This is a genomic window from Pseudomonas sp. NPDC089392 (assembly GCF_044749595.1).
Classification (GTDB): Bacteria; Pseudomonadota; Gammaproteobacteria; order Pseudomonadales; family Pseudomonadaceae; genus Aquipseudomonas.
Genome location: NZ_JBIVIF010000015.1, coordinates 35,367 through 47,998 on the forward strand (window position 1 = coordinate 35,367; position 12,632 = coordinate 47,998).

Genomic DNA, 12,632 nt, shown 5'->3' on the forward strand with positions numbered 1-12,632 from the left:
CCCCATGTCCCGTTCCGAAGCCCTGTTCGCCCAAGCCCAGAAGCACATCCCCGGTGGCGTCAACTCGCCGGTCCGCGCTTTCAAGAGCGTTGGCGGCACGCCGCTGTTCTTCAAGCATGCCGAAGGCGCCTACGTCGTTGACGAGGACGACAAGCGCTATGTCGACTACGTCGGTTCCTGGGGCCCGATGATCCTCGGCCACGGCCACCCGGACGTGCTGGACTCGGTACGCAAGCAGCTGGAGCATGGCCTGTCCTACGGCGCGCCAACCGCCATGGAAACCGAAATGGCCGACCTGGTCTGCTCGATCGTGCCGTCCATGGAAATGGTGCGCATGGTCAGCTCGGGCACCGAAGCCACCATGAGCGCCATCCGCCTGGCCCGTGGCTACACCGGCCGTGACGCCATCATCAAGTTCGAAGGATGCTACCACGGCCACTCCGACAGCCTGCTGGTAAAAGCCGGTTCCGGCCTGCTGACCCAGGGCGTGCCAAGCTCGGCGGGCGTGCCGGCGGACTTCGCCAAGCACACCCTGACCCTCCCGTTCAACGACATCGCCGCCGTCGAGAAAACCCTGGCCGAAGTCGGCCAGACCGTGGCCTGCATCATCGTCGAGCCGGTGGCCGGCAACATGAACTGCGTACCGCCAGCGCCGGGCTTCCTTGAAGGCCTGCGCGAACAGTGCGACAAGCACGGCGTGGTGCTGATCTTCGACGAAGTGATGACTGGCTTCCGCGTATCCCTCGGTGGCGCCCAGGGCCACTATGGCATCAAGCCGGACCTGTCCACCTTCGGCAAGATCGTCGGCGGCGGCATGCCGGTCGGCTGCTTCGGCGGCAAGCGCGAAATCATGGGCTGCATCGCCCCGCTCGGCCCGGTCTACCAGGCCGGCACCCTGTCGGGCAACCCGCTGGCGATGGCCGCCGGCCTGACCACCCTGAAGCTGATCAGCCGCCCGGGCTTCCACGCCGAGCTGACCGACTACACCAGCCGCATGCTCGACGGCCTGCAGCAACGCGCCGATGCCGCTGGTGTACCGTTCGTCACCACCCAGGCTGGCGCCATGTTCGGCCTGTACTTCAGCGGTGCCGACGACATCGTCACCTTCGAAGACGTGATGGCCAGCGATGCCGAGCGCTTCAAGCGCTTCTTCCACCTGATGCTTGACGGCGGCGTGTACCTGGCGCCGAGCGCGTTCGAGGCGGGCTTCACCTCCATCGCCCATGGCGACAAAGAGCTGCAGATCACCTTGGATGCGGCTGAGAAGGCTTTTGCTGCCCTCAAGTAAGGGCCGCATCGCGCCGTTGTGGGAGCGGCCTTGCGCCGCGAAAGGGCTGCGAAACAGCCCCGGGTTCTCATGCAAATGCACAAGTCGTTGGGGCCGCTTTGCGGCCCCTTCGCGGCGCAAGGCCGCTCCCACAAGGCCCGGTACAGGCAATAATTACTCATGCACAATCAGCTGACTTCCCCACCAAGCAGAATTTCGAGTAAAACTTTGTAAGGTTGGCGCTGCTTATCCCATAATGTGCCACCAGAGACATTGGCCGCAGCTTTGCAGAGGTAAGTCGATCCCCATGAACCGCACCGGCCGCGCCCTGACCCTGGGCTGCCTGTTGCTTCTTCAGCCCCTGCTGGCTCTGGCGGAGGGCGGTAACTCGTTGCTGATTCCGGCAACGGGGCGCTGCACGCTCAATGTTCAGCCAGAAGACCTGCAGAACGCGCTGAAAGCCTGTGAGCAAACTGCGGCGACCGGGGATGCCCAGGCGCAATTCGAACTGGGCGAGTACTACTACACGCTAACGCCAAAAAACCTGAACAAGGCGCTGGACTGGTTCCAGAAGGCCTCGCTGCAAGGCCACGCCGACGCCCAGTACCGCCTGGGTGCCATGTTCTTCCATGGCGAAGGGGTCAAGGCCAACAACGTGCAGGCCTATATCCTGCTGAAAATGGCTGCGGTCAACGGCGCCGAAGATGCGCTGGACATGGCCGACGAAGTGACCGAGCAAATGCCCCGCGACGAGCTGGAGCATGCCACCCAGGTGCTCGGCCAGATCTTCCGCAAGTACCTGCTGGAACTGCAGAACGCCGAAGGGCGCACGCCGTTCTCGCCGCTCCCCTGAGGGTTACTTTTCCGGCATTGGCATCGGGAACGGCATTACATTGCCGCCGCCCTTGGCTTCGCTGATCTTCGCCGTGCCCAAGCGCTCCACCTCGTCGATGCGCACAATCGAGTGCATCGGCACGAAACTGCGGATCACCCCCTCGAACTGGCTCTTGAGCTTTTCCTCGCTCGGGTCCACCACCAACTGCGAACGTTCGCCGAACACGAACTCCTCGATCTCCAGAAAGCCCCACAGGTCGCTCTGGTAGATCTGCTTGGCATACATCTCGAAGACCTGCCCCTGGTTGAGGAAGATCACTTTGTAGATGGCAGGTTCGCGTTTGCTCATGTTTGGCGGGATAACACATGCGTAAGAAAAGGGGCGCATCATAGCAGTGCCGGCCTCTTCGTGGTTGAACCCGCTCCCACAGGTTCTCCACCGGCCTTGAATACGGCGCAGTACCTGTAGGAGCGGGTTCACCCGCGAAGAGGCCGGAACAGGCAGTACATACCGTTGAACGTTTCAGTGCTTTCGCCACTGCCATTCAAGGGTTATTCTTGAGTTCACCTTCATTGCCGTCGAGCGGCTAAAAACGACCTTGAACGCACCCATACAACCCCATCGCTTCATCCTCGAACCTTTCGAGGCCCACCGTTTCGCCAACTTGTGCGGCCAGTTCGACGAGCACCTGCGCCTGATCGAACAGCGCCTGGCCATCGAGATCCGCAACCGCGGCAATCAGTTCGAACTGATCGGCGAACCCAAGACCACCTCCGCTGCCGAACAGCTGCTGCGCCGTCTCTACCGCGAGACCCAGGCCACAGACCTGTCGCCAGAAACCGTGCACCTGTACCTGCAGGAGTCGGCCGTCGAGAACATCGACAACCCGGCCGTCAACGAGGTCAGCGTTTCGCTGCGCACGCGCAAGGGCAACATCCGCCCGCGCGGGGTCAACCAGCAGCGCTACGTCAAGGAAATCCTGGCCAACGACATCAACTTCGGCATCGGCCCGGCCGGTACCGGCAAGACCTACCTTGCTGTAGCCTGCGCCGTCGACGCCTTGGAGCGCGAACAGGTGCGCCGCATCCTGCTGGTACGCCCGGCAGTCGAGGCAGGCGAAAAGCTCGGCTTCCTGCCCGGTGACCTGGCGCAGAAGATCGACCCGTACCTGCGCCCGCTGTACGACGCCCTGTACGAAATGCTCGGCTTCGAACACGTGGCCAAGCTGATCGAGCGCCAGGTGATCGAGATCGCCCCGCTGGCCTACATGCGTGGCCGCACCCTGAACAACAGCTTCATCATCCTCGACGAAAGCCAGAACACCACGCTGGAGCAGATGAAGATGTTCCTCACCCGTATCGGCTTCGGCTCCACGGCGGTGATCACCGGTGACATCACCCAGGTCGACCTGCCGCGTGGCACCAAGTCGGGCCTGGCGCACGTCATCGAGGTACTGAGGGACGTACCGGGGATCAGTTTTACCCACTTCCAACCCAAAGATGTGGTTCGTCACCCACTGGTGCAGCGCATTGTCGAAGCCTACGACCGCTTCGAAGCCCGCCAGGCCAAGCCCGAGGCGCCCGGCAAAGATGCTTGAACTTGATATTCAACGGGCCACGGATGCTGCCGCCCCGGATGACACCGCCTTCCGCCGCTGGTGCGAACTGGCGCTGCGCCAGCGCAGCGCCGACTCGGAAATGACCATTCGCCTGGTCGACGAAGCCGAAGGCCGCGAGCTGAACCACACCTACCGGCACAAGGACTACGCGACCAATGTGCTGTCGTTCCCGGCCGACGTACCCGATGACCTGCTCGATATCCCACTGCTGGGCGACCTGGTGATCTGCGTAGCCGTGGTCGAGCGCGAAGCTGCCGAACAAGGTAAGTCGCTGGAGGCCCACTGGGCGCATCTGGTCATTCACGGTTGCCTGCACCTGCTCGGCTACGACCACATCGACGATGAGGAAGCCGAGGAAATGGAAAGCCTGGAACGGGAATTGCTGGCAGAACTGGGTCACCCCGACCCGTACGCCGACGATGAAACCGACACAATCACACACTGATACACGAAGGATCACGAGAACCGCCATGAGCGAAGATCGATCGAGCAACGGGCAGAAGTCCTGGCTGGGTAAACTGACCCAGGCTTTTGCCCATGAGCCGAAAAACCGCCAGCAACTGCTAGAGCTGCTGCGCGAAGCCCATCAGAACAAATTGCTGGACAGCGAAGCGCTGACCATTGTCGAAGGCGCCATTCAGGTCGCCGACCTGCAGGTTCGCGACATCATGGTCCCGCGCTCGCAGATGATCAGCATCAAGGCCAGCCAGTCGCCGCGCGAGTTCCTGCCGGCGGTGATCGACGCCGCGCACTCGCGTTACCCGGTGATTGGCGAAAGCCACGACGATGTGCTCGGGATCCTGCTCGCCAAAGACCTGCTGCCGCTGATCCTCAAGGAGAACGGCGACAGCTTCAATATCAAGGACCTGCTGCGCCCGGCCACGTTCGTGCCCGAGTCCAAGCGCCTGAACGTGCTGCTGCGCGAATTCCGCGCCAACCATAACCACATGGCCATCGTCATCGACGAATACGGCGGCGTGGCTGGCCTGGTCACCATCGAAGACGTGCTGGAACAGATCGTCGGCGATATCGAGGACGAGCACGACGTCGAGGAAGACAGCTACATCAAGCCGCTGCCCAGCGGTGACTTCCTGGTCAAGGCGCTCACGCCGATCGAGAACTTCAACGACTTCTTCGACAGCGAGTTCTCCGATGACGAGTTCGACACGGTCGGCGGCCTGGTAATGAGCGCCTTTGGCCACCTGCCCAAGCGCAACGAAACCACCGAGATCGGCGCCTACAAGTTCCGTATTCTCAATGCCGACAGCCGGCGGATACACTTGCTGCGCCTGACCCCGATCACCCGTTAAGGACAAACATGCGTTGGATCACCCGCCCCGGCTGGCCCGGTAACCTGCTGGCCCTGGCGGCCGGTGCCTCCACCCTTCTGGCCCTGGCGCCGTTCGACATCTGGCCGCTGGCGCTGTTGTCCATCGCCGTGCTCTACCTTGGCCTGCGCGAGCTCAGCCCGCGCCAGGCCATGTGGCGTGGCTGGTGGTTCGGTTTTGGCCTGTACGGCGCCGGCACCTGGTGGATCTACGTCAGCATGAACACCTACGGTGGTGCTTCGCCGCTACTGGCGATTGTGCTGCTGCTGGCGTTTTTCGCCGCCCTGGCCTGGTTCTTCGCCCTGCCCACCTGGCTGTGGGCACGCTGGATGCGGCGCAACGAAGCGCCCTTGGCCGACGCCCTGTGCTTCGCCGCCCTGTGGCTGTTGCAAGAGGCATTCCGCGGCTGGTTCCTGACCGGCTTCCCCTGGCTCTACGCTGGCTACAGCCAACTGGACGGCCCGCTGGCCGGCCTGGCGCCGTTGGGTGGTGTGTGGCTGATTTCCTTCGCCCTGGCCCTGACCGCCGCCTTGCTGTGCAACCTGCCCCGCTTGCGCGCCCGCCCCTCGTTCCTGGCCGTGGCCTGCCTGCTGTTGCTGGCCCCCTGGGTGCTGGGCCTGGCGCTCAAGGGCCATGCCTGGACCAAACCGGCAGGCGACCCGCTGAAAGTGGCGGCGATCCAGGGCAACGTCGAGCAGGACCTGAAATGGGACCCGGCGCACATCGACGCGCAACTGGCGCTGTACCGTGACCTGAGCTTCAGCTCCAAACCTGTGGACCTGCTGATCTGGCCGGAAACCGCAGTGCCGGTGCTCAAGGACCAGGCCCAAGGCTACATCGACGTGATGGGCCGGTTCGCCGCCGAGCGGCATTCGGCACTGATCACTGGCGTACCCGTGCGGGAAGTGGTGCACCACCAGCGCCGCTACTACAACGGCATTACCGTCACCGGTGAAGGCGATGGCACCTACCTCAAGCAAAAGCTGGTGCCGTTCGGCGAGTATGTGCCGCTGCAAGACATGCTGCGTGGCGCTATCGAGTTCTTCAACCTGCCCATGTCGGACTTCGCCCGCGGGCCGGAAGACCAGCCGCTGCTGCAGGCCAAGGGCTACCAGATCGCGCCGTACATCTGCTATGAAGTGGTCTACCCCGAATTCGCCGCAGGCCTGGCCGCACGCAGCGACCTGCTGCTGACCATCAGCAACGACACCTGGTTCGGCACTTCGATAGGCCCCTTGCAGCACCTGCAGATGGCGCAGATGCGGGCCCTGGAAGCCGGGCGCTGGATGATCCGTGCCACCAATAATGGCGTGACCGCGCTGATCGACCCGTTTGGCCGCATTACCACGCAGGTACCGCAGTTCCAGCAGGCGGTCATGTATGGCGAGGTGGTGCCGATGCAGCAGCTGACGCCTTACCTGCAATGGCGCTCGTGGCCGCTGGCGATTGTCTGTGTGCTGCTGCTGGGCTGGGCGTTGCTGGCCGGGCGCATCGCCAAGACTGTCTGAGCTCTCCTGTACTGGCCTCTTCGCGGGTAAACCCGCTCCTACAGGGACCGCACAAGCCCATGGCCTGCGGGGCCCCTGTAGGAGCGGGTTTACCCGCGAAGAGGCCGGCACAGGCAACACAAGGCTTAATAGAACACCCGATACCCCACCAACCCCACCACTTCATTAAACAACTGCCCGCTCTGCCACATCGCCCGGCTCTCCGGCAGCAACCCGCCAAACGGCCGCGCATGATCGCGCCCAAGGAACCCCACCGGCGCCGGCACCACCTCAAACCCCGCCTGTTCAAAACTCCAGCGCGAGCGCGGCATGTGCCAGGCCTGGGTCACCACCACCACCCGGCGAATGCCCAACGGCTGCAGCACCTTGGCCGTCAGCTGGGCGTTCTCCCAGGTCGTGCGGCTGGCCTCTTCGCGCCACTTCACCTTCACACCGAAATCTTCATGCAGGCGCTCAGCCATCAACTGCGCCTCGCTCGGCGGCGTGCCGTAGTGCAATCCACCACTGGTCAGCACCGGCAACCCCGAGGCCTTGGCCAGCCGTGCGGCATAGCGCATGCGCTCCAGTGCCGTGGCTGTAGGCTGGTCACTGCCGCCCCAGGCCGGGTCGCCGCGCTCACGCCCCGCGCCCAGCACCACAATGGCATCTGCCCGGCTTGCCAGGCCCGCCCAGTTGCTCACTGCCAGCGGCGCCTCGCTTTCCAGCACACGGGCGGTTTCCTGCACCACCAGTGGCAAGCTCATCAGCCACAGGCCACCCAGGCCCACGACAAAGCACAGCGCAGCCAACCTGGGCCTGCGGCTGCGCAGCCACCACGCCGCAAGCAGCAGCAATAACAGGACGCCCGGCGGCATCAGCCATTGTTTGATGAAGAATCGGATCGGCATCGGCCACACCTCCTTGGCAGGCGTGCAGCCTAAGTGGATCGGCGCCGGTCAACAAGGGTGCGACCGGCGCCGATCGTGAGATGTGCATGTATTGAAGAACCGGCGCCCGATAGCCTGCGCCTGGCGTCCTGAACGGCTAGCGATGGGGCAGCGTCCTGGATTTCGCCGAGCTGGCGGGGCGTTTCTTGTCCTTGAGCCAGATGATCTTGGCCGATGTCGACTCCGCTTGTGGGTAACTGCCGACAGAGGCATTTTGGCGCTCCGGGAGGGAATCCAGGTAAGCCTTGATCACTTCGAACTCTGCGTGGCTCAGGCCACGCAATTCCAGCTCGGCTGGCATCTCGTCGCGCAATCGCACCGAGGTCCTGGCCACTTCCAGTGCCAGGCCAAGCCGGTCGATCAGGCGTTCGTAAAGCTCCGGTCTGATTGCGGGTAGCTGCGTCTCTCCCATCCGTTCACCTCATTGAAGGTAAGAATATCTCCCCCCACACCTGAGCTTAGCGGTACTGCAAAAAGCAGCTGTGCGCCGCGACCAGCGGGCATTCGCAACGAAGGTTTCCCACTAGGCGCAGCGCTGCTGTATGCTACGGCGTTCACTCTAAACGACACCGGAGTGCCGGACGCAGCGAGGTTCCGCTGCCTGGAACAAGGTCTCTTCTCTCTCAGCAAAAAGTAGCCATGCACGAACAATACACGCCCCGTGATATCGAAGCCGCCGCCCAGAACTTCTGGGACGAGCAACAATCGTTCGCTGTTACCGAACAGCCAGGCAAGGACACGTACTACTGCCTGTCGATGTTCCCGTACCCGAGCGGCAAGCTACACATGGGCCACGTGCGCAACTACACCATTGGTGACGTGATTGCCCGCTACCAGCGCATGCTGGGCAAGAACGTCCTGCAGCCGATGGGCTGGGATGCCTTCGGCATGCCCGCGGAAAACGCGGCAATGAAAAACAACGTCGCCCCGGCCAAGTGGACGTACGAAAACATCGACTACATGAAGACCCAGCTCAAGAGCCTGGGCCTGGCCATCGACTGGGCACGTGAAGTCACCACCTGCAAGCCTGACTATTACCGTTGGGAGCAGTGGCTGTTCACCCGCCTGTTCGAGAAAGGCATCATCTACCGCAAGAACGGTACCGTTAACTGGGACCCGGCGGACCAGACCGTACTGGCCAACGAGCAGGTCATCGACGGCCGCGGCTGGCGTTCGGGCGCGCTGATCGAGAAGCGCGAAATCCCGATGTACTACTTCCGCATCACCGACTACGCCGACGAGCTGCTGGAAAGCCTCGACGAGCTGCCGGGCTGGCCTGAGCAGGTCAAGACCATGCAGCGCAACTGGATCGGCAAATCGCGCGGCATGGAAGTACAGTTCCCGTACAACCAGGCCAGCATCGGCCACGAAGGCGCCCTCAAGGTCTTCACCACCCGCCCCGACACGCTGATGGGCGCTACCTACGTCGCTGTCGCCGCCGAGCACCCGCTGGCCACCCAGGCCGCCCAGGGCAACCCGGCGCTGCAGGCGTTCATCGACGAGTGCAAGAGCGGCAGCGTCGCCGAAGCCGACATGGCCACCCAGGAGAAGAAGGGCATGCCCACTTCCCTGCTGGTCGAGCATCCGCTGACCGGCGAGAAGCTGCCGGTATGGGTCGCCAACTACGTGCTGATGCACTACGGCGATGGCGCGGTAATGGCCGTGCCGGCCCACGACGAGCGCGACTTCGAGTTCGCCCACAAGTACAACCTGCCGGTCAAGGCCGTGGTGCGCACCAGCGCTGGCGATGAAGTCGGCAGCGAGTGGCAGGACGCCTACGGCGAGCACGGCCAGCTGATCAACTCCGGTGAGTTCGACGGCCTGGACTTTGCCGGTGCCTTCGACGCCATCGAAGCCGCCCTGATCCGCAAGGAGCTGGGCAAATCGCGTACCCAGTTCCGCCTGCGCGACTGGGGTATCAGCCGCCAGCGCTACTGGGGCTGCCCGATCCCGATCATCCACTGCCCGTCCTGCGGTGACGTGCCGGTGCCAGAAGACCAACTGCCGGTCACCCTGCCCGAGAACGTGGTGCCGGACGGCGCCGGTTCGCCGCTGGCGCGCATGCCTGAATTCTACGAGTGCAGCTGCCCTAAATGCGGCGCTGCGGCCAAGCGCGAAACCGACACCATGGACACCTTTGTCGAGTCGTCCTGGTACTTCGCCCGCTACGCCTCGCCGAACTACGAGGGTGGCATGGTCGACCCGAAAGCGGCCAACCACTGGCTGCCGGTCGACCAGTACATCGGTGGTATCGAGCACGCCATTCTGCACCTGCTGTACGCGCGCTTCTTCCACAAGCTGATGCGTGACGAAGGCCTGGTCACCTCGAACGAGCCGTTCAAGAACCTGCTGACCCAGGGCATGGTGGTCGCCGAAACGTACTACCGTGTCGCCAGCAACGGCGGCAAGGACTGGTTCAACCCGGCCGATGTCGAAATCGAGCGCGATGCCAAGGCCAAGATCATTGGCGCCCGCCTGAAAACCGACGGCCTGCCGGTGGAAATCGGCGGCACCGAGAAGATGTCGAAATCGAAGAACAACGGCGTCGACCCACAGTCGATGATCGACCAGTACGGCGCCGACACCTGCCGCCTGTTCATGATGTTCGCCTCGCCGCCTGACGCGAGCCTGGAATGGTCCGACTCCGGCGTCGAAGGTGCCAGCCGCTTCCTGCGCCGCGTGTGGCGCCTGGCCCAGGCTCACGTGGCCCAGGGCCTGCCGGGCAAGCTGGATGTCGCCGCACTGGACGACGCGCAGAAGGTCATCCGCCGCGCCATCCACGCAGCCATCAAGCAGGCCAGCACCGACGTCGGCCAGTACCACAAGTTCAACACCGCCATCGCCCAGGTGATGACCGTGATGAACGTACTGGAAAAGGCCCCGCAGGCCAGTGAACAGGACCGTGCCCTGCTGCAGGAAGGCCTGGAAGCCGTCACCCTGCTGCTGGCACCGATTACCCCGCACATCTCCCATGAACTGTGGCAGCAACTGGGCCACCAGCAGGCCGTGATCGACGCCAGCTGGCCAGCCGTCGACGACGCCGCCCTGGTACAGGACACCGTCACCCTGGTAGTGCAGGTCAACGGCAAGCTGCGTGGCCAGGTGGAAATGCCGGCCGCTGCCAGCCGCGAAGAAATCGAAGCTGCCGCGCGCAGCAACGAGAACGTCCTGCGCTTCATTGATGGCCTGGCCATCCGCAAGGTCATCGTGGTACCGGGCAAGCTGGTCAACATCGTCGCCAACTGATGGCAGCGCCCGCCCGCAACCACTGCGGGCGGGCGGCACAGGCCCACAAGGGAGCAACAACATGATCAAACGCAATTTGCTGGTAATCGGCCTGGCGGTCATGCTCAGCGCCTGCGGTTTCCAGCTGCGCGGCACCGGCTCCACCGAGTTGAGTGTCAAGGAAATGGACGTCAGCGCACGCAACGCCTACGGCCCGACCGTGGTCCAGCTGCGTGAAGTTCTGGAGCGTAGCGGCGTCAACGTGCATACCGGCGCGCCTTACCGCCTGGTGCTGACCAACGAGCAGGAAAGCCAGCGCTCGGCGTCCTACAACAGCGGCAACCGCACCGCCGAATACGAACTGACCACTGTGCTCAACTACAGCATCCAGGGCCTGAACAACCTGGAGCTGATGAGCGACAAGCTGGAAGTGCGCAAGATCTACGTGCGTGACGGCTCGAACATTACCGGTTCCGAGCAGGAAGCCACCCGCGCCCGTGAAGAAATGCGCCGCGACCTGGTCAACGCCATGGTCGTCCGCCTGCAAATGCTGACGCCTTCCCAGCTGGACGAGATGCAGCGTAAAGCCGACGACCGCGCCAAGGCCGAAGCCGCCGCGCTGGAGGCCGCCCGCCGCCAGCAGGCCGAAACGCCTCAGCAGTCGCCACTGGAAGTGCCGGGCAACTAAGCCCGCGCGGGGCACCCTCGGGTGCCCCACCTGTTTCCCATGAAACTCGCCCCCGCCCAACTCAACAAGCACCTGCAAGGCGCCCTGGCACCGGTCTACGTGGTCAGCGGCGACGACCCGTTGCTGTGCCAGGAAGCTGCCGACGCCATTCGCCATGCCGCGCGTCAGCAAGGTTTTGACGAACGCCAAGTGTTCAGTGCCGACGCCAACTTCGACTGGGGCACCCTGCTCCAGGCTGGCGCCAGCCTGTCGCTGTTCGCCCAGCGCCGCCTGCTGGAACTGCGCCTGCCCTCGGGCAAGCCCGGTGACAAGGGCGCCGCGGCGCTGATGGAATACTGCGCCAACCCTGCCGAAGACACCCTGCTGCTAATCAGCCTGCCCAAGCTCGACGGCAGCGCGCAGAAGACCAAGTGGGGCAAGGCGTTGATCGAGGGCGCCCATTGCCAGTTCATCCAGATCTGGCCGGTGGATGTGCACCAGCTGCCGCAATGGATCAACCAGCGCCTGCAACAAGCCGGCCTGTCGGCACAGCGTGACGCCGTCGACCTGATCGCCGCGCGGGTAGAAGGCAACCTGCTGGCGGCGGCGCAGGAAATCGAAAAGCTCAAGCTGCTGGCCGAAGGCAACCAGATCACCGTGGAAACCGTGCAGGCCGCCGTCGCCGACAGCGCCCGCTTCGATGTCTTCGGCCTGGTCGATGCCATTCTCAATGGTGAGGCTGCACACGCCCTGCGCATGCTTGAAGGTTTGCGCGGTGAGGGTGTGGAGCCGCCGGTGATCCTCTGGGCCCTGGCCCGCGAGCTGCGCCAGCTGGCCGGGCTGGCCCAGCAGTTCAGCCAGGGCGTACCGCTGGACAAGGCCTTCAGCCAGGCCCGCCCACCGATCTGGGACAAACGCAGGCCGTTGGTCAGCAAGGCCCTGCAGCGCCTGTCGGCGCAGCGCTGGGCGCAGTTGCTGCAGGATGCCCAGCGTATTGATGCGCAGATCAAGGGGCAGGCCGAAGGCTCGCCCTGGACGGGCCTGGCGCGCTTGTCGCTGCTGATGGCTGGCCAGCGCCTGGCACTCCCCCCCGAATAACACACGCCCCGGTAGGAGCAGCCTTGTGCTGCGAAGAGGCCGGTAGGGCAAAAGATCTTATTTGGCAGATATGGCCTCTTCGCAGCACAAGGCTGCTCCTACAGGTTCCCTGCTAACTCGACCATATACACAATCAATTGGCCCCGACCGGCCCAGGGCC

Annotated in this window: 12 protein-coding genes; 9 read left to right on the forward strand and 3 right to left on the reverse strand. The window is 63.8% G+C overall.

The annotated features are described in order from the left end of the window. Positions 1 to 4: 4 nt before the first annotated feature. Together hemL and ACIP1G_RS14950 are read left to right on the forward strand one after the other, a co-directional pair. Positions 5 to 1,288, forward strand: a complete 1,284-nt coding sequence (gene hemL / locus ACIP1G_RS14945) for a glutamate-1-semialdehyde 2,1-aminomutase (RefSeq protein WP_003249773.1) — start codon at positions 5 to 7, stop codon at positions 1,286 to 1,288. A gap of 286 nt (positions 1,289 to 1,574) precedes the next feature. Then, positions 1,575 to 2,120 carry a tetratricopeptide repeat protein gene (locus ACIP1G_RS14950; RefSeq protein WP_400738243.1) on the forward strand — a complete coding sequence of 182 codons (546 nt, stop codon included), beginning with the start codon at positions 1,575 to 1,577 and terminating at the stop codon, positions 2,118 to 2,120. 3 nt (positions 2,121 to 2,123) lie between these two features. Here ACIP1G_RS14950 and ACIP1G_RS14955 read toward each other — a convergent pair whose 3' ends face one another. Further along, positions 2,124 to 2,450 (reverse strand): DUF1820 family protein, encoded by a 327-nt coding sequence (locus ACIP1G_RS14955; RefSeq protein WP_016489346.1) that lies wholly within the window; start codon positions 2,448 to 2,450, stop codon positions 2,124 to 2,126. A gap of 250 nt (positions 2,451 to 2,700) precedes the next feature. Between ACIP1G_RS14955 and ACIP1G_RS14960 the strand changes: the two genes are divergently transcribed. The 4 genes from ACIP1G_RS14960 to lnt are packed head-to-tail and all read left to right on the forward strand — an operon-like array spanning position 2,701 to position 6,556. Further along, entirely contained in the window at positions 2,701 to 3,699 is a 999-nt protein-coding gene (locus ACIP1G_RS14960; RefSeq protein ID WP_400738246.1) for a PhoH family protein, read from the forward strand. Next, positions 3,692 to 4,165 (forward strand): rRNA maturation RNase YbeY, encoded by a 474-nt coding sequence (ybeY, locus tag ACIP1G_RS14965; RefSeq protein ID WP_400738249.1) that lies wholly within the window; start codon positions 3,692 to 3,694, stop codon positions 4,163 to 4,165. The genes ACIP1G_RS14960 and ybeY overlap by 8 nt, the downstream gene beginning before the upstream one ends. A 25-nt stretch (positions 4,166 to 4,190) precedes the next feature. Further along, a complete protein-coding gene (locus tag ACIP1G_RS14970) occupies positions 4,191 to 5,030 on the forward strand; it encodes an HlyC/CorC family transporter (RefSeq protein WP_400738252.1) in 840 nt (279 codons plus the stop codon). Positions 5,031 to 5,038: 8 nt separating this feature from the next. Then, positions 5,039 to 6,556 (forward strand): apolipoprotein N-acyltransferase, encoded by a 1,518-nt coding sequence (lnt, locus tag ACIP1G_RS14975; protein ID WP_400738255.1) that lies wholly within the window; start codon positions 5,039 to 5,041, stop codon positions 6,554 to 6,556. A gap of 125 nt (positions 6,557 to 6,681) precedes the next feature. On the opposite strand, the gene ACIP1G_RS14980 is transcribed toward lnt, so the two are convergent. Next, positions 6,682 to 7,443 (reverse strand): YdcF family protein, encoded by a 762-nt coding sequence (locus ACIP1G_RS14980; protein WP_400738258.1) that lies wholly within the window; start codon positions 7,441 to 7,443, stop codon positions 6,682 to 6,684. Positions 7,444 to 7,579: 136 nt separating this feature from the next. Beyond that, entirely contained in the window at positions 7,580 to 7,894 is a 315-nt protein-coding gene (locus tag ACIP1G_RS14985) for a hypothetical protein (RefSeq protein ID WP_400738261.1), read from the reverse strand. Positions 7,895 to 8,121: 227 nt separating this feature from the next. Here ACIP1G_RS14985 and leuS point away from each other — a divergent pair, with 227 nt between their 5' ends. From leuS to holA, 3 genes are all read left to right on the forward strand, one after another. Then, a complete protein-coding gene (gene leuS / locus ACIP1G_RS14990) occupies positions 8,122 to 10,728 on the forward strand; it encodes a leucine--tRNA ligase (protein WP_400738263.1) in 2,607 nt (868 codons plus the stop codon). A 61-nt stretch (positions 10,729 to 10,789) separates the two neighbouring features. Beyond that, a complete protein-coding gene (gene lptE / locus ACIP1G_RS14995; RefSeq protein WP_400738266.1) occupies positions 10,790 to 11,395 on the forward strand; it encodes an LPS assembly lipoprotein LptE in 606 nt (201 codons plus the stop codon). A gap of 39 nt (positions 11,396 to 11,434) precedes the next feature. Beyond that, the gene (gene holA / locus ACIP1G_RS15000; RefSeq protein WP_400738269.1) at positions 11,435 to 12,472 is read left to right on the forward strand and encodes a DNA polymerase III subunit delta; all 1,038 of its coding nucleotides are present in this window, start codon (positions 11,435 to 11,437) and stop codon (positions 12,470 to 12,472) included. Positions 12,473 to 12,632 lie beyond the last annotated feature (160 nt).